Origin of the sequence: Lacrimispora amygdalina, assembly GCF_900205965.1 — a bacterium.
GTDB classification, from domain to species: domain Bacteria; phylum Bacillota; class Clostridia; order Lachnospirales; family Lachnospiraceae; genus Lacrimispora; species Lacrimispora amygdalina_A.
The window spans coordinates 1-19,206 of the sequence record NZ_OAOF01000010.1; the positions used below are offsets into that span (position 1 = coordinate 1).

Consider the following 19,206-nt stretch of genomic DNA (forward strand, 5'->3'; position numbering starts at 1 on the left):
ATTGCCAGAGGCTATTTAAACCGTCAGTCCCTGACTGCCCAAAAGTTTGTTGATAACCCGTATGAAGCCGGAGAGAAGATGTACCGGACAGGGGACCTTGCCCGCTGGCTGCCGGATGGGAATGTGGAATATCTAGGAAGAATCGATGATCAGGTAAAGATCCGGGGATTTCGGATCGAGCTGGGGGAGATTGAAGCAAACTTACATAAGCATCCGCTGATCCGTGAGGTGGCAGTAATCGCCAGAGAGGATAAAAAGAAAGAAAAATATCTCACAGCATATTTTACTTCGGAAGATGAGCTGAAAGCAGAAGAACTGAAAAAACATCTTTTAAAGGAACTGCCGGACTACATGGTCCCAGCCTTCTTTATGCAGCTGGAGCATATGCCCATGACTCAAAGCGGTAAGATTGACAAAAAAGCACTGCCGGAGCCCGAAATACGCGGAAATTCCGGGGCAGATTTCATAAGCCCGAGAAACGATGCGGATAAGAAGATTCAGGAAGTGTGGCAGGATACACTGGGAATTGATTCAATTGGAATTGACGACAATTTCTTTATGCTGGGCGGTAATTCCATCAAGGCAATTCAGGCAGTATCAAGGCTGGCGTCAGAATTTGAAATTGGGATCAACGACATGTTCCAATACCCCACAATACGTAGCCTGTCAGATCAGATAAAATACTCCAAAGACAGGCTGAAGACAGCGATTGAAGCACTTGAAGAAGCAGCAGTCACCAGAATTGAAGGAAGGGGAGCCAGTGATGGCAGAATCCTTAAAAGCCTGAAAGAATACCATAAAAGAAATCAGAAGTATAAAGAAGTTGCGATATCAGAAAAAGCTGGCTACCAGAATATACTGGTGGCGGGAGGAACCGGTTATCTTGGAATACAGATTGTATATCAGCTGTTGAAGACCACTGATTATAAGATATACATAGTGGTCAGGGGAAAGGATGACAATGAGGCACAGGAACGGCTGTATGCAAAGCTTAAGTTCCACTTTGGAGATGAAATATGCGGTCAGGGAACAATGGAAGACAGATTGTGTGTATTCTGTGGAGATTTGACAAAGGAATACTTCGGGCTGGGTAAAGAGCGTTATGAGAGTCTGGCAGAAATAATTGATGCAGTCATAAATTCTGCGGCAAATGTAAAGCATTTTGGAAATTACTCAGAGTTCTATGCGATTAATGTGGAAGGAAATAAAAGGCTGATTGAATTTGCGGGTACAGGGAAGAGAAAGGTGTATAACTTCATCTCTACCACCAGTGTGGGAAGCGGTTTCATAGAAGGCCAGTCAAGTGTGGTATTTACCGAGTATGACTGTGACGTGGAACAGAGCTCCGATAACTACTATGTAATGACGAAACTGGAGGCTGAGAAGCAGATTGTCAGGGCGAGAGAAGAAGGCATAATATGCAATGTTTTCAGAGTGGGGAATCTGGTCTTTGATTCAAAGTCCGGTATATTCCAGGAAAATATTCAGGATAATGCGTTCTACACCATGGTGAAATCCCTGATAAAACTTGGATATGTCCCTGCGATTGCCGATAAAACTCTGGATTTTTCCTTTGTAGACCAGGTGGCGAAAGCTGTCGTACTGCTGTTCGACAGGAAGAATTTAAAAAATGAGACGTATCATTTATTTAACAGCCATCGGATTAACATGATTTCCTTTGCCCGGTTTTTAAATCAGGCCGGGGTAGAAGTAGAGACGATGCCCGTAGACAGGTTTACCTCATTTATTCTGAAAAAATACGATGATGATGATGCGAAACAGGAAGTATCCAGAATACTTGTCCATTCCAATATATTCTTTGAAGGTGCCAGCAAGACATTATTCCTGGTGAAGAACAGAAAAACTGACGGCATCTTAAAGACACTGGGATTTGAGTGGCAAAAGCTGGACAGCAGCAGAGTAAAGCTCATGATTGAACACTGCAGAAATGTAGGGTTTATGCAATAAAAATACGCTGGAGGCAGTAAAAGATGGATGCAATCAAACTTGCAAGTTTATACTTTTTTGGAACAGAAGAATTTAATTCGTCCAATTGCATGATAGCAACAGTCAGCTTTAAGAAAAAAATTGATCCGGAAAAATTGTATCCCAGCTACCGGGCGCTGGTTATGGAAAATCCGCTGCTGCAGGCAAAAATGGTGGAACGGCCTGAAAAAAATACGTTTCAATGGAACCGGTTTCCCAAAGAGGAGCTAAAAGCTTTGCTTGATTATGAAGAGGAGCAGCTTTCTAAGTATTATACTGAGGAAGAGGTTTTGGAACGATACGATTCCACCAATTCCAGGCTGGTTTTTCATCTGTTTCCTGTAAATGAGAATACGATGGTATTTTCCATGCACCATGCCGTGACCAATGGCCGGGGACTGATATTCTGGATTAAGAAGTGGCTTGAGTATTATTCGTGTGAAATTGATACAGTGCCGGGAGAGACAGACATCTCTTCCGGCTTAAGAGAACGTATTCTTCGCACGGGAAGAAGAATTTCTGCTTATATATGGCTGCCTGTATTTTTAACAGGCTATGCATTCAATGCGAATAAGAAGGATAAAAACGAAACGTTAGACTTAAGTTATGACAGAAAACCAAAGAAAGGCAGAGGCTATGTAAAAAAATCCTACAGCTTCAGTGCTGAAAAAACCCGGGAAATATTACGTCAGAGCAGACGGTATGATATGACATTTAGTGAATATCTCTGTTATAGAATGACGGCTGGATTATTGGAGCATGATTCCGGAAAACAGCGGGTGCTTGTCTCTATGCCTATGGACATACAGCCTTTGCATTTTTATTCGCCACAGACCATGCATGGTAACTATGTGGCAAGTCTTCCGGCGCAGTTTTTCCGGGAGGGAGATTTAAGAAAACAGGTAAAAGAAGCGTTTAAATGGTTCAAAAGAGGAGTCCCGTACGGCTTGCTGCGTCTGGCAGCTGTATTCTCCAATTCATTGAAAAAATACAAGAGACTATGTTTGAAATCGTGTAAGAAAACCATGTCTGAAAGGGGGCCGTTGATGAATACGTCCATCACACTTTCTAACCTTGGCATTATATCCTATCCGATTATGGAAAAATGGGTGGAATCCTTTTATATTTCTGTGAGAGCCCAGTCACTTTTCCTTTCGTCGGCTACCATATCAGGGCGCTTAATGATGGAACTTTGCGTTTCAAAAAATCTTTACGATCCGGAAGAAGTTATTTCTCTTTTTGACAGGATATTATCTGAGAAACATTTATTAAATTCATAGTAATAAGGGGAGATCAATCAGTATGGAAACACAAATGAAAAACGTTACAGAATATCCGTTAAGCTCATATCAGAAGGACATATGGCTGGAACAGTGTATGTATCCCGGTAAGCCGATTTATAATATTGGCGGATATACAGAAATAAAAGGCAAAATTAATGTATCATTATTCAACCAGGCCATTCAGGTTTTCATAAACCGCAATGAAATGATGCGGGCTAACGTGGCAGAAAGGGACGGAGTACCATATCTGAACATATTATCAGAGTCTTTGTATGAACTGCCTGTGCATGATTTCTCCGGGAAGGAAAATCCCCGTGAGTTTTGTATGGAATGGATGCGGGGAGAGTTTCAGAAACCCTTTGATATGGGAAAACAGCTCTTTCAGTTTGATCTGCTGAAATGGAGTGATAACCAGTACTTTGTATTCATCAAAGCCTTTCATCTTATTATAGATGGCTGGGGTTTTGTACTAACTCACAAACAAATCATAGAAAACTATAATGAATTATACAGAGAGGGAAAAACGGAAGAGAAACCGGTCTATTCCTATCACGATTTCCTGTTGGAAGATCTAAACTATCATGATTCAAAAAACTTTATAAAAGACCGGGAATTCTGGAGGGATAAGTACTTAAATATTCCCGAGCCTTTATTTAACCGAAACGCAAACGGCACCAATCCGGACGGGCAGTCAGACTGGAGCGGCAGGCGTGTTTTAAAGATAGACAGGGAATTATATAACCGGATCATTCAGTTTAGTGAAGAAAGGGGCTGTTCTGTCTTTCACTTTGTACTTGGAACCTTATATACCTATTTCAGCAGAGTATGCGATAAGGAAGAGGTAGTAATCGGCGTACCGGTTCTAAACCGAAGTAAAACAAAGTACAAGCAGACGATGGGACATTTTGCCAATGTGATTCCATTAAGGATATCTCCGGGAAGCGATATAAGCTTTCAGGAACTTGTGAAATATATTAAGAATGAGCTCATGGATTGCTACAGGCACATGAGGGTTTCCACCGGAGAAATATACCGGACCGTTTTCAGTACATCAAACGAAAAAAGCAGTCTTTTTGATATTTCGTTTTCCTATGAAAAGCATGGGGCGACGGAAAGCTTTGTGGATGCTGAAATTGGAAGCCATGTAATGCTGCCTCATCATCATGAACGCAACGCCCTGACAGTCTATTTAAGAGAGTATGAGGATGCAGAAGTTTATATTGATTTTTCCTACCGGATGGATGTATTTGACAAATTTATTCCAATTGAAAATGTGGTCTCTCATTTTGACTTTTTATTCCGCCAGGTATTGGAATATAACGAATCCGGCATATCAGAAATCGGAATTGTACCTGAATGGGAACAAAAGAAAATGACAGAAGAGTTTCATGCAGCTGCTGCGGATTACTCCAAAAACAAGACCATACACACTCTGTTTGAGGAACAGGTTTTAAAATACCCGGAACAGGCTGCCGTATGTCTGGAAGATGAGAAGCTTTCGTACCGTGAATTAAACCAAAGGTCTAACCAGCTGGCATGGACCCTGAGAGAGAAGGGGGTAAAAAAAGATCAGATCATTGCCATCATGACCGGACGTTCGTTTGAAATGATCATAGGTATGATGGGAATCCTCAAAGCAGGCGGAGCGTATTTAACCATTGATCCCAACTATCCTTCAGAAAGAATAAAGTATATGCTGGAAGACAGCGCGTCGGAAATTTTGCTGACTCAAAAGCATCTGAGGGATAAAGCATATTTTAACGGTGAAGTGATCCTGCTTGATGACAGTCAGAGTTTTCATGATAACAAAGACAATCCAAAGATCAGAAGTAATCCGGGAGACCTGGCATATATCATCTACACTTCCGGATCTACCGGGAGACCCAAAGGAGTTATGGTGAAGCATCAGGGAATCTTAAACCTTCAGGCCTTTTTTGTGCAGAAGCATGAGATGAATAAAAATGACAGAATGCTGCAGTTTGCAAGCAATTCTTTTGATGCCTCCGTATGGGAGATTTTCACCACCCTGCTGACAGGTGCCACCCTTTATTTAATACCAAAAGAAACCATAAACAACTTAATGGAATTCGAAAAATATGTAAATAAAAACGGTATTACCATATCATTGCTTCCTCCAACCTATCTGTCTAACTTAGAACCGGGAAAACTGCCCACTCTCACAAGACTGGTTACCGGAGGGTCCGCAATCACAAAAGAAATGGTGAAAAAGTGGAAGGATGGGCTTACCTATATCAACGCTTACGGGCCCACGGAATACAGCGTTATTACTACTACGTGGACATATAAAGAAGAAGAGATGGAATATGAATCGGTACCTATCGGAACCCCTGTAAACAATACCAGAATATTTATTCTTGACAAAAAGCGTCATATACTGCCAATCGGTGCAGCGGGTGAATTATGCATTTCTGGTGACGGACTTGCAAGAGGTTATTTAAACCGTCCGGAGCTTACGAAAGAAAAGTTCGTGGATAACCCCTTTGAAGCAGGGGAAAAGATGTACCGGACAGGGGATCTTGCCAGATGGCTGCCTGACGGCAATATTGAATTCCTTGGCAGAATTGACGATCAGGTAAAAGTCAGAGGTTTCAGAATTGAACTGGGTGAAATCGAGAGCCAGCTGCTGAAACTGCCGCAGATCAAAGAGGCAGCAGCCGTTGCAAGGGATGATTTGCAGGGCAATAAATATATTGCAGCTTATATTGTCGGGGAAGAAACATTACCGTCAGACAGGCTGAGAGCAGAACTGTTACAGGAACTGCCGGATTATATGGTACCTTCCTGTTTTGTTCAGCTTGACCAGATGCCGTTAACTGTCAATGGAAAAATTGACCGCAAAGCCCTCCCGGAACCTGATCTGACTATGGATACAGGTGCAGAGTACGAAGCGCCTTCTGATGAACTGGAAGAAGGTATCTGCCGGCTGTGGAAGAAAATATTTAAGGCTGAGCGTGTGGGCATTAATGATAACTTCTTTGCACTTGGGGGAGATTCATTAAATGCTATTGTACTTTCCTCTGAAATCCACAAAGAATTTAATGTTAACATCCCGTTAAAAGAGATTTTCGCAGGTCCCACAGTTAGAGAAATGGCGCAATATTTAAAGAATGCAAAAGAGGATATTTATGCTTCCATCAAACCAGTGGAACAGGCGGAATATTATCCCATGTCATCTGCCCAGAAGAGAGTATATGTATTAGGGCAGCTGGAGGACGGGAAGACAGTATATAACATACCGGGGGCTGTACTGATTGAAGGCAGTATTGACGCGCAAAAAACAGAAGCTGTTTTTAAAAAGCTCATCGAACGTCATGAAACTTTAAGAACCTCCTTTGAGATGATGAACGGGGAACCGGTCCAGAGAGTGCATGAACAGGCAGAATTCAGTGTGTCTTACAGGGAAGCGCCGGAAGAAACAACAGATAACCTGCTGGATGAATTTATAAAGCCCTTTGATTTAAGCAAAGCACCTCTTTTGCGTGCAGGTCTGGTGAAAACCGGAGAAAACAGGCATGTTCTTTTGTTTGATATGCACCATATTATCTCTGACGGAGTTTCCCTGGAGATACTGATCCGTGAATTTTCAACCCTTTATGAAGGAAAGGAGTTAAATCCGCTCAGGCTTCAGTACAGGGATTATTCCGCATGGCAGAATCAGATGTACGGAGATGGAACCTTGAAAAAGCAGGAAGAATACTGGATGAAAACCTTTGAAGGTGATATCCCTGTACTTAACATGCCCCTTAATTATCAAAGACCGGCAGTACAAAGCTTCGAAGGAGACAGAGTCAGGTTTCATTTAAGCCAGGACATTTCCAGGAAGCTTCAGGTTGTGGCAAAGGATAACGGAGCTACCATGTACATGGTGCTGCTTGCAGCATATAACACACTGCTTTATAAATACACCGGCCAGGAAGATATTATAGTGGGTTCACCGATAGCTGGAAGGCCCCATGCTGATCTGCAGAATATTATAGGAATGTTTGTCAACACTCTGGCAATGAGAAACTATCCCCGGGGAGAGAAGACATTTCAGGAATTTTTGGCGGAAGTCAGGGAAATGGCTCTCGGTGCGTATGAGAACCAGGATTATCCCTTTGAAGAGCTGGTAGAAAAGCTTAAGCTGAAAAGGGATGTAAGCCGTAATGCTCTATTTGATGCGTTCTTTGCCCTTCAGAGTGTAGATACTGCAGCGTTTGCAATGAATGGGCTGGAAATGATGCCTTACAGCTATGATGTGAAAATGTCCAAATTTGACATTGCCCTGACTGCCAGAGAGGAGGAAGCGGGGATCGAGTTTGAGCTGGCATACTGCACCAGGCTGTTCAGCAAAGAATTCATGGAGAAAACCGCAATTCACTACGGCACATTGCTGGAAGAGATTGCTGCTGATCCGCAGATCCGGCTTAAGGATCTTCAGATGCTTAAAAAGGAAGAAATTCAAAGAATCGTATATGGCTTTAATGATAACGCTGCAGAGTATGCCAGAGATAAAACCATCATTGAGGTATTTGAAGAACAGGCGGAGAAAAATCCAGACCGTGTAGCTGTGGAATTTGAAGAAAGCAGCCTGACCTATGGGGAATTGAATGCACGTTCCAATCAGCTGGCAGGAGTATTGAGAGAAATAGGAGCTGGTACGGAAAAGACGATAGGTATCATGACAGAGCGCTCGGTAGAAATGATAGTGGGAATTATGGCAGTACTGAAAGCAGGAAGCGCTTATCTGCCCATCGATCCCCTTTATCCGGAAGCAAGAATCCGGTATATGCTGGAAGACAGCCAGACGGAAATCCTGCTGACACAGACAGAAGTTTTGGACAAGGTGCAATTCTCCGGAAAAATACTGGACTTAAAGAATGAGTCATTGTATCAGGGAGACGCAGCAAATATAGCTCCTCTTAATTTCCCGGATGACATGGCCTACGTTATCTATACCTCCGGAACAACAGGTATGCCAAAAGGAGTCATAATCGAGCACAGGAATGTGCTGAATCTGACAGCAGGTTTAAACAGGCATATTTACGGAAAGTATGACAGGAATTTAAAAGTTGCCCTGGTGGCGCCCTACGTTTTTGACGCATCGGTCAAGCAGATATTCCCGGCTCTGATGCTGGGTCATACACTTTGCATCGTTCCGGAAGAAGCAAGGCTGGACGGCATGAGTCTGCTCCGTTACTATAAAGAACATTCCGTGGAGGTCTCCGATGGCACCCCGGCACATATCCGCTTTCTGGAGAATGCCATGCTGGCTGGAGCGGATGTCTTAACGGTAAAGCATTTTATAATCGGCGGTGAGGCGCTGGGGATAGAAACAGTAAAGAGTTTTTATGACCGGATTACCGGAGAAAGACCCAGGATCACCAATGTATACGGCCCCACAGAATGCTGTGTGGATTCCACCTTATTTTCCATTGATTATGAAACCGCATCCGGACTGAACTCCATTCCCATCGGAGTGCCGCTTAACAATGTCCAGGTCTACATTCTTGGAAAAGACAGAGAGGTACTTCCGCTTGGCGCGGCAGGAGAGCTGTACATATCCGGTGACGGAGTGGGAAGAGGCTATTTAAACAGAATGGAACTGACAGAGCAGAAATTTGTGGAGAATCCGTTTGTTCATGGAAGCAGGATGTACCGGACAGGGGATTTGGCAAGATGGCTGCCTGATGGAACGGTTGAGTTCCTTGGAAGAATTGATTATCAGGTAAAAATCCGCGGATACAGGATCGAACTGGGCGAGATCGAGAACCGTCTGCTGACCCATGAGTCAGTCAGAGAAGCCGCAGTGATTGACCGGGAAGACGGATACGGGACAAAATATCTCTGTGCATATATAGCAGGAAAAGAGGAGCTTACAACTGGGGAACTGAGAGCATACCTGTTAAAGGATCTGCCAGACTACATGGTGCCGTCCTATTTTATCCGGCTTGAGAAGCTGCCGCTTACCTTTAACGGAAAGCTTGACAGAAAGGCACTGCCTGAGCCGGAGGGCAGGATTGATACCGGTGTGGAATACGAAAAGCCGGAAGGAATGGTGGAAGAAAAGCTGGCCGAGATCTGGCAGGAAGTGTTGAAAGCTGAGAAAATCGGGAGAATGGATAACTTCTTTGAACTGGGAGGACATTCTTTAAAGGCGACCGTGCTGGTTTCCAGAATCCATAAGGAATTCAACATCAACATTCCGTTAAAGGAGATCTTTGCAGGACCCACAATTGCTGAAATGAAAAAATTCATAGAAAATGCAAAGGAAGACTTCTATGCATCGATTGAGCCGGCAGAAAAAGCGCAGTATTATCCAATGTCCTCTGCTCAGAAGCGGGTTTATGTATTAAGCCAGCTGGGAGGTGGTGGAATTACCTATAACATGCCTTCTGCATTGCGGATAGAAGGTAATATTGATACAGAACGTCTGCAGGCGGCCTTCAGTCAGCTGATTGAGCGCCATGAAACCTTAAGAACATCCTTTAAAACAATAGATGGTGAACTGGTCCAATGGGTGGACGATCACGTCGATTTTACAGTAGGCTATGAAGAAGCCACGGAAGAAGAGGGGAAGGAAATTGTCCGTAATTTTGTAAAACCTTTTGACTTAAGCAAGGCACCTCTTTTGAGAGCAGGACTGGTAAAATTGAAAAATGACACCTACATCCTGATGTTTGACATGCACCATATCATTTCCGACGGAGTTTCCATGGAGATTCTGCTAAGAGAATTCAGCATCCTTTATGAAGGAAAGGAATTAAAACCGCTGCAGTTTCAGTACAGGGACTATACCGTATGGCAGAATCAGATGTATGGGAACGGTTCACTGAAACAGCAGGAAAATTACTGGCTGGAGACATTAGGTGGTGAAATACCTGTACTTAACATGCAGACAGATTTCAAAAGACCGGCAGTGCAAAGCTTTGAAGGAGGCAGAGTCCGTTTTCACTTATGCAGCGAAATTGCCGGGAAGCTTGGTGAGATTGCAAAAGAAAACGGAGCCACCATGTACATGGTACTGCTGGCAGCCTACAACACGCTGCTTTACAGATACACAGGGCAGGAAGATATTATAGTAGGCTCCCCCATTGCAGGAAGGCCTCATGCTGATCTGCAAAATATAATAGGGATGTTTGTTAACACCCTGGCAATGAGAAATTACCCCCAGGGAGAAAAAACCTATAAACAATTTCTGGCGGAAGTCAGGGAAATGGCCCTGGGCGCTTATGAAAACCAGGATTATCCCTTTGAAGAGATAGTAGAAAAACTGGGCTTGAAGGGAGACATGAGCAGAAATGCGTTGTTTGATACCATGTTTGCTCTTCAGAATATGGAAACCGGAATCTTTGAACTGGCTGGATTGAAGGCTGCTCCTTATGGCAGCGGGGCTTCTATATCCAAGTTCGACATCACTCTGGCTGCCATTGAAACACAGGAAGGCATTTCCTTTGAACTGGAATATGGGATTAAGCTGTACAAGAAGGAGACCATGGAAGCTCTTTCGGAACATTTTGTAAATATTTTAAAAGAGGTGGCAGAAAATCCGGAGGTGAAGCTGAAGGATATTCAGATTCTTGATGAAGAAGAACGTAAAAAGATATTATATTGCTTTAACAGGACAGCGGAGCCGTATCCAAAAAACAGTACCATTCATGGAGCCTTTGAAGATCAGGTCAGAAAGGCTCCGGATAAGACGGCGGTAGTCTTTGGTGAGAGCAGTTTAAGCTATCTGGAACTGAACAAAAAGGCCAACGCCCTGGCTAATATACTGAGGAACAAGGGTGTGGGGACGGATAAGATTGTCGCCATTATGGCGGAGCGCTCCCTGGAAATGATTGTTGCAATGTTTGGAGTTTTAAAAGCAGGAGGAGCCTATCTGCCTGTAGATCCCAGTTATCCGGAGGACAGAATCCGGTATATGCTGGAGGACAGCGGTGCAGCGGTAGTCCTGACACAAAGGCATCTTAAGGAGAAGGCTGTGACTGACAGTGAGGTGATTTTCCTGGATGACCAAATTGGTGAATGTGGGGAAAACCCTGAGAACTTAAGCAGTGCAGGAGATTTAGCGTATATTATCTACACCTCAGGTTCAACGGGAAAACCCAAAGGAGTTATGGTAGAACATCATGGTATCATAAACCTCCGGAATTATTTTAAGAGATACTGGAAGGTGGACGAAAATGAGCGGATGCTTCAGTTTGCAAGCAGTTCCTTTGATGCATCGGTATGGGAGATCTTCACCAGCCTGCTGGGAGGAGGGACCCTGTATCTGATATCAAAAGACACCATAAACAACCTAAATGAATTTGAAGCATATGTCAATGAAAAGGGAATAACCATAGCACTGCTTCCGCCTACTTACTTAGCCGGAATTGAACCGGGAAAACTGCATACACTGAAAAAACTGGTTACCGGCGGTTCCGCTATTACAAAAACTATGGCCTGTCAGTGGAAGGACAGTGTTGAGTATATGAACGCCTATGGTCCGACGGAATACAGTATTATAACCTCCGCCTGGAAGTACAGGGAGGAAGAGATGTGCTACGGTTCCGTACCGATTGGAAGACCTGTGGACAACACGAGAATCTATATTCTGGACAAAAACGGCAATCTGCTGCCGGCAGGTGCGGCAGGTGAATTGTGTGTAGCCGGAGACGGAATTGCCAGAGGTTATTTAAACAGGCCGGAGCTGACTGCTGAAAAGTTTACTGCTGATCCATTTATGGCCGGTGAAAGAATGTACCATACCGGAGATTTGGCAAGATGGCTTCCGGATGGAAATATTGAGTATATGGGAAGGATTGACGACCAGGTAAAGATCAGGGGCTTTCGGATTGAGCTTGGAGAAATCGAAGCCCGGCTGCTTCAGTGTCCGTCAGTACGCGAGGCAGTGGTGATAGCCCGCGAAGACAGTCATGGAGATAAGTACCTTGTTTCCTATTATACCGGAGAAGAAGAACTGGAAGCTGCAAAACTCAGGGAACAGATGGCGGAAGCATTGCCTGATTATATGGTGCCGTCCTATTTTGTACAGTTGGATGGGATGCCTGTGACTGCCAATGGTAAGATTGATAAAAAAGCATTACCGGAGCCGGAGAAAGGCGGAAGCGGGGAAGCAGAGTACATCGGACCGAGAAATGACACAGATGCCAAAATCCAGAAGGTATGGCAGGAGGTCCTGGGAATCGGGCAGATCGGTATCGATGACAACTTCTTTATGCTTGGCGGCAATTCCATTAAAGCGATCCAGACAGTATCCAGACTGGCTATGGAGTTTGAAATAGAGATCAACGATATTTTTAAGTGTTTAACTATAAGGGTTTTATCGGATCATATCAGATATTCCAAAGACAGGCTGAAAAATGTGCTGAGTGCCTATAGAGAAGCGGCTGTAACAGCTCAAAGCGGAATGGCTGCATTAGACGAAGGAATGGAAAAACGGATCATTAAATATAAGACCAGGATCCAGAAGTATAAAAAAATGGACTTATCAGAAAAAGCAGATTACAAAAATATCCTTCTGGCAGGAAGCACCGGTTATCTGGGAATACACATTTTATACCAGCTGCTGCAAAATACTGATTATAAGCTTTATGTGCCAATCAGAAGTAAGGATGACAAAGAAGCCTTGGAAAGACTTTTAAAAAAGCTTGAGTATTACTTTGATGCAGATACGAAGCTAAAGAATAGTTTAGCAGACAGAGTCTGTGCATTTTCAGGAGATCTGGCAAAAGACAATATGGGCTTAAGCCAGGAACTGTATGAAGTGCTGGCAGATAAAATTGATGTGATCATTAATTCAGCGGCGAATGTGAAGCATTACGGCCACTACTCTGAGCTGTACGACGCCAATGTGGCAGGAAATGAAAGGCTGATTGAATTTGCCCGGACAGGGAAGAAAAAGGCATATAATCTCATTTCCACAACCAGCATAGGAGAGGGAAATATAGAGGGAAAGGCCAGAGAACTGTTTACCGAATACGATTGTGATCTGGGGCAGAATTCGGAAAATTACTACTCACAGACGAAATTTGAAGCGGAGAAGATGGTTGTAAAAGCCCGGGAAGAAGGCGTAAACGCCAATGTGTTCCGGGTAGGTAATCTGGTATTTGACTCTGCCACAGGTATTTTCCAGGAAAATATCACAAATAACGCGTTCTATGCTGTGATCAGATCCTGTATCAATCTTGGCTGTTTTCCTGAGACGAAAGAAAAGAACATCAATTTCTCTTTCATCGATCAGGTGGCCAAAGCGGTTGTACTGCTGTTCGACAGGAAAAAACTGCAGAATGAAACGTATCACCTGTATAACAGTCATACTGTGAGCATGAGTTTCGTTGCAGAGCTGATCAATCAGGCCGGGGTGAAAGTTAAGATCATTCCTCCTGCAGAATTTGTGGAGAATCTGCTTAAAAAATATGATGATAAAGATAAAACAGATGATATCACCCAGATTCTTGTCCACACCAATATGTTATCCGGAAGCATGGAAAAGACCTCATTTACCTTGTTAAACAGCAAAACGGATGTGATATTAAAAGCTGCAGGTTTTGAATGGTCCAGGCTTGACTGTGAAAAGGTAAAGTTAATGCTTGAGCATTGCATCAAGGTGGGATTTATTAATATAAATAACGGCAAAATGGAGAATAAATAATGGAACGTGTAAGTATTATCCAATGTGAGAATTATGAGTATGAAAAAGTGGAGCATGCAGTTTTTGAGTGTCTGGATCATTTAACAGAAATGAAGGGCATGATCAAAAAAGGGAGCAGAGTTCTGGTCAAAGTAAATCTGCTGAAAAAAAATCTGCCGGAAGATGCCGTAACGACCCATCCGGCTGTTGCAGAAGCAATTGTAAGATATCTCCAGAAAATGGAATGCAGCGTGGTTGTGGGAGACAGTCCGGGAGGTGCTTTCACGCATAAGCGGCTGGAGGATATTTACCGGGCCTCCGGCATGGTAAATGTTGCCCAAAATACAGGCTGTGAGTTAAATTATGATACCTCAGAGGCAGAGGTATCCAATCCCAAAGCAGAGAAATTAAAGCACATGAACATCATAAAAATAGTGGAAGATGTGGACTTTGTCGTATCAGCGGCAAAACTTAAGACACACGGTATGATGACATATACGGGAGCAGTAAAGAATTTGTTTGGTGTCATACCCGGTCTCACCAAGGCGGAATACCATTTAAAGATGATATCCATTGAGAACTTTGCCGAACATCTGGTGGACATCTGTGAATATGTCACTCCTGTTTTTTCTGTTATTGATGCAATAGAGGGCATGGAAGGCGATGGCCCTTCTGCAGGGAAAAAAAGGCACGTGGGACTGATAATGGCTTCTGAAAGTCCTTATGCCCTTGATGTTGCCGGCGCTCATTTAATCGGGCTTAAGCCGGAGCAGGTCCCCACAATCCAGGCTGCTGTTAAGCGGGGACTATGCAGCCAGAATGTGGAAGATATAACCGTATTGGGATGTCCCTTTGAATCCGTAAAAATACCTCCGTTTCAGCTTCCAAAATCCTTTGATCAGGATTTGTTTGGCAGGAAAGTTCCCGGATTCTTAAAACAGATTCTGACCGATGCATTACGTGCTAAGCCGGTCTTTGACTATAATAAATGCATTTCCTGCGGCGAATGTAAAAGAGGCTGCCCTGCAGGTATTATTGACATGAGTTCCGGAAAACCGAAACCGGATTTAAGTAAATGTATCAGCTGTTTTTGCTGTCATGAGTTATGCCCGGTACAGGCGGTGGATATAAAAAGACACTGGCTGAACCGGAAGCTTTTTGACCGGAAGGAGGAGAAACATGAGCAGGATTAAGCTGTTTTGCCTCCCTTATGCAGGAAGCTCCGCCATGATATATTACCAGTGGAGTAAATTCCTCAGTCAGGACATTGATCTGCAGCCTGTGGAACTGGCAGGAAGAGGGAGCAGAATGGATGCCCCTTTATATGAAAGCATTAACGGAGCAGCACAGGAGGTGTGCTGTTCCATAAAAGATCAGATCAAAGATACGCCATATGCCATATTCGGACACAGCATGGGCAGCTGGATTGCGTTTGAATTGTACCATGAAATTATAAAGTCCGGTCTTCCAATGCCGGAACATCTTTTCTTCTCCGGAAACAGGGCACCTCACCTGAATGTCAGAAGAAATAAAATCATCCATAATCTGCCTGAGAATGAATTTAAAAATGCCGTTTTAAAACTGGGAGGGACTCCCAAATCGGTATTTGAAGACAAAGCGCTTGCTGATATCTTCGTTCCTTTAATCAGGGCGGATTATAAAATTACGGAAACGTATCAATACATACCTGGAAGGAATAAAATTGAGTGTCAGGTTTCGGCTTTATGCGGCAGGGAAGATTCAATCACGCAGGAAGACATGGAAGCGTGGAGAGAGCATGTATTAAATAAGATGGATGTTGTATATTTTGACGGTGGACATTTTTTCTTAAACCAGAATATCGGAAACGTAACCTCATATATTAATCAGAGGCTAAAAAGGAGTGATTGTCGAGTGTCATAGGATATTTGTGAATTCTATACCGTACAGCTTGACGTTTGGAGGAATATCCGGGTATAATTAATTACTGCTGTGAAGTTGAGAAGGGATATAAGGAATGGTACGATATGGGCGATTCAGTAAATAAGTGTGACTGTCAGGCGGTTAATAAGGAATTGGCGGAAAAAGTGAAATCAGAGATGGAAGATGACAGCTGTTTTTCTTATCTTTCTGCATTCTTTAAATTAATCAGTGACGATACCAGGATAAAAATTATGTATGCATTATCAAAAAGTGAATTATGTGTGAATGATCTGGCCGTTATTTTAAATATGACGAAATCTGCAATTTCTCATCAATTAAGGCTGCTTAAAGCCTCAGGTCAGGTGAAGTCAAGAAAAGAGGGGAAGTTTGTTTATTATTCTCTGGATGATGAACATGTATTTGAGATTATGGAGAATGCCCTCATTCATGTAAAACACAAAAAATAAATTATCTTGATTTTATAATTTTTTTGTATTATACTGTAGTTAAGTGGATGGTGATTGCATTTGCAAGCTATACCTGTTTATTATGTTTTTATGGCATTTTGGGCCATAATACATGATAAACAGGTTTTTTTTCGCCAAAAACAGGAACTTGAGGGTTATTTATACCAGTGGACAGGGGTGAAACGCATGATCATTTATAAAATTTTTAATAACAATGCAGTCGTTATTAAAGATGAAAACGGGGTGGAGAAGGTTGTAATGGGCTGCGGCCTGGCGTTTAAAAAGAAGAATGGAGATGAACTTGATAAAAGCAAGATTGATAAGATTTTTGTTTTGTCCGACCCACTGATAAACAATCGGTTTCAGGAACTGGTTGCCAGCATACCGATCGGTTATGTGGAGCTTGGAGAGGAGCTGATTGAATATGCCTCAAAGGTTTTAGAGGTGGATTTAAATGATACCATACATTTATCCTTAATTGATCATATTTATTCTGCAGTAAAGAGGTTTCAGGAAGGGATCACAATAAAAAACGCCATTCTCTGGGATATAAAGAAGTTTTATAAGAAAGAATTTGAGATTGGATTGAAGGCCCTGGATATGATAGAGAAGCGTTACTCCATCCGCCTGCCGGAAGATGAAGCTGGTTTTATTGCCATTCATTTTGTGGAAGCCGTGACAAGAAAAGGGGCAGAGGAGATCCATCAGGTTGCTGAGCTGATCGCTGAGATCACAAGTATTGTATCCTATAATTTTCATTTGTATTTTAACGAGGACTCATTATATTATTACCGCTTTATCACTCATCTGAAATTCTTCGCCCAGAGACTGTTAGAAGGGAAAACCTATCTTGATGACGAGCAGGATGACTTGCTTACGATCATAAAGAAAAAATATGCGAATGCATATGAATGTGCGGAAAAGATCTGTGAGTTTCTTAAAAAGAAATATAACTACCAGGTATCCAATGATGAAAAGCTGTATTTAACGCTTCATATTGAACGAGTTGTCTATAAGACTGTTTTATGACAAGATGGTTACATTAGGTTGGCTAAACTTTCATATTTCAAATAAAAAAGAAAAATGGAGGATTTAACAATGGGAAAATATGACCTGTTGGCAAAAGACATTATCAAAAAAGTCGGCGGCAAGGACAACATTTTAAGCCTTGTACACTGTGTAACCCGTCTGCGCTTTCAATTAAAGGATGAAAGTCTTGCAGATGATGAGGCGCTGAAGCAGACAGAAGGTATCATAACAGTGATGCGCAGTTCCGGGCAGTATCAGGTAGTGATTGGAAACCACGTTCCACAGGTATTTGCAGATGTGTGCAGAATTGCAAATATCTCCTCAGAAAAAGAAGCAGAAAAAAAGAAGATGAGTTTCAGGGAAAAATCACTGGATCTTATATCCGGTATTATGATGCCGGCAATCGGAATCCTCTGTGCCTGCGGTATGTTAAAGGGACTTAACTCCATTCTTTCGTACCTGGGACTTTATTCCAATGAAGACGGAATTTATATTCTGCTTAATGCAATCGGAGATTCCATTTTTTATTTCTTCCCGGTAGTGATCGGCTACAACACTGCAAAGAAAATTGAGATGAATCCGTTTCTGGGTCTGATTATAGGAGCTGCACTGTGTTATCCAACCATTAACGGAGTGGATGTACCTTTGTTTGGTCATGTATTCAACGCAACTTATACGTCAACACTGCTTCCTGTTATTTTAATCGTAGCCATAGCAAAACCTCTGGAGCAGTTTTTTAACAGGGTAATACCTGATATGGTGAAAACCTTCATTACGCCAATGCTTGTATTATTAATATCCGTTCCCCTTGGTTATGTGGTAATTGGACCTCTTGCCAATATGATGTCTAATGGCATTTCCCAGGCAGTATTATCTGTATACAAGCTAAGCCCCATAGCAGCCGGATTCTTAGTGGGCGGATTCTGGCAGGTAATGATTGTATTTGGTGTTCATATTGTGCTTGTTGTTTTATGTATTACAAATATTATATCAGGAACTCCGGATCCGATCCTGGCATTTACCACCTTTGTTACGTTCACTACTACTGGTATGGTTTTTGCCATGTGGCTGAAAACAAAGGATAAGAGCTTAAAGCAGATCGCTCTTCCTGCATGGATCTCAGGCCTTTTCGGAGTAACAGAGCCGGCAATTTACGGAATTTTACTGCCGAGAATGAAGCATTTCGTTATTTCCTGTCTCTGCGGAGCTGTCGCTGGTGCAGCAACAGCGGCTTTAGGTTTAAAATATCACACAATGGCAGGTATGGGACTGTTTGAGATCCCGGCGCTTCTTGATCCGGCCCAGCCGGGAGTGAGTCTGGTGAGAGCAGTGCTCGCTGCAGGTATCTCGCTGGTAATTGGTTTTGCCGTTTCCTTTATCACTTTTAAAGATGATGAGCGATCTCAGGCAAAAGGGGAGGAAAGTGTTTCTGAAAAATGTAAAAAAGAAGTAATAGCATCACCGTTGTCCGGTAAGGTTAAATCTTTAAGTCAGATTAATGATTGTGCATTTTCCAATGAAACTCTGGGAAAAGGAATTGCAGTTACACCTGCAGAAGGAAAAGTAACGGCACCCTTTAACGGCACGGTTATGATGCTGTTTCCTACAAAGCATGCCATAGGGCTTATGTCTGATCAGGGCTGTGAGATTATCATCCATATAGGTATGGATACGGTTCGGTTAGACGGAAACCATTTTGAAGCACATGTGAAAGAGGGAGATAAGGTTAAAAAAGGAGATCTTCTTATTACTTTTGATAAAGATGCAATTGAAAAAGAAGGATATTCTCTTGATACTCCGGTCATTGTGACCAATACAAATGATTATATGGATATTATCGCAATGATGGAAGGCGGATCAGCCGTTCATCGCGGTGATGACTTAATCACCACATTATAAC

The 19,206-nt window shown here is 42.8% G+C and carries 8 protein-coding genes; all 8 read left to right on the top strand.

Annotated elements, in window-relative coordinates:
* On the top strand, positions 1 to 1,968 hold a 1,968-nt coding region (locus tag CRO04_RS14125), incomplete at its 5' end, for an SDR family oxidoreductase (RefSeq protein WP_141400987.1).
* Positions 1,969 to 1,991: 23 nt separating this feature from the next.
* Positions 1,992 to 3,266, top strand: a complete 1,275-nt coding sequence (locus CRO04_RS14130; protein WP_097004910.1) for a hypothetical protein — start codon at positions 1,992 to 1,994, stop codon at positions 3,264 to 3,266.
* Between the two features lie 22 nt (positions 3,267 to 3,288).
* Positions 3,289 to 13,929: a non-ribosomal peptide synthetase gene (locus CRO04_RS14135; protein ID WP_097004911.1), complete on the top strand. Its 10,641-nt coding sequence runs from the start codon at positions 3,289 to 3,291 to the stop codon at positions 13,927 to 13,929.
* Positions 13,929 to 15,101, top strand: coding sequence for a DUF362 domain-containing protein (locus CRO04_RS14140; RefSeq protein ID WP_097004912.1), 1,173 nt, complete (start codon positions 13,929 to 13,931; stop codon positions 15,099 to 15,101). Before CRO04_RS14135 ends, CRO04_RS14140 begins: the two co-directional genes overlap by 1 nt.
* Entirely contained in the window at positions 15,088 to 15,810 is a 723-nt protein-coding gene (locus CRO04_RS14145) for a thioesterase II family protein (protein ID WP_097004913.1), read from the top strand. The genes CRO04_RS14140 and CRO04_RS14145 overlap by 14 nt, the downstream gene beginning before the upstream one ends.
* A gap of 104 nt (positions 15,811 to 15,914) precedes the next feature.
* Positions 15,915 to 16,277 (top strand): ArsR/SmtB family transcription factor, encoded by a 363-nt coding sequence (locus CRO04_RS14150; RefSeq protein ID WP_097005036.1) that lies wholly within the window; start codon positions 15,915 to 15,917, stop codon positions 16,275 to 16,277.
* A gap of 186 nt (positions 16,278 to 16,463) precedes the next feature.
* On the top strand, positions 16,464 to 17,306 hold the full coding sequence (gene licT / locus CRO04_RS14155; protein WP_097005037.1) for a BglG family transcription antiterminator LicT: 843 nt from the start codon (positions 16,464 to 16,466) through the stop codon (positions 17,304 to 17,306).
* A 69-nt stretch (positions 17,307 to 17,375) separates the two neighbouring features.
* A complete protein-coding gene (locus CRO04_RS14160) occupies positions 17,376 to 19,205 on the top strand; it encodes a beta-glucoside-specific PTS transporter subunit IIABC (protein ID WP_097004914.1) in 1,830 nt (609 codons plus the stop codon).
* Position 19,206 lies beyond the last annotated feature (1 nt).

Excerpts from the sequence above, each read along its gene's own strand:
- CRO04_RS14135 (WP_097004911.1), top strand. The coding sequence starts at position 3,289 with ATGGAAACACAAATGAAAAACGTTACAGAATATCCGTTAAGCTCATAT.
- CRO04_RS14150 (WP_097005036.1), top strand. The coding sequence starts at position 15,915 with ATGGGCGATTCAGTAAATAAGTGTGACTGTCAGGCGGTTAATAAGGAA.
- CRO04_RS14140 (WP_097004912.1), top strand. The coding sequence starts at position 13,929 with ATGGAACGTGTAAGTATTATCCAATGTGAGAATTATGAGTATGAAAAA.
- licT (WP_097005037.1), top strand. The coding sequence starts at position 16,464 with ATGATCATTTATAAAATTTTTAATAACAATGCAGTCGTTATTAAAGAT.
- CRO04_RS14160 (WP_097004914.1), top strand. The coding sequence starts at position 17,376 with ATGGGAAAATATGACCTGTTGGCAAAAGACATTATCAAAAAAGTCGGC.
- CRO04_RS14145 (WP_097004913.1), top strand. The coding sequence starts at position 15,088 with ATGAGCAGGATTAAGCTGTTTTGCCTCCCTTATGCAGGAAGCTCCGCC.
- CRO04_RS14130 (WP_097004910.1), top strand. The coding sequence starts at position 1,992 with ATGGATGCAATCAAACTTGCAAGTTTATACTTTTTTGGAACAGAAGAA.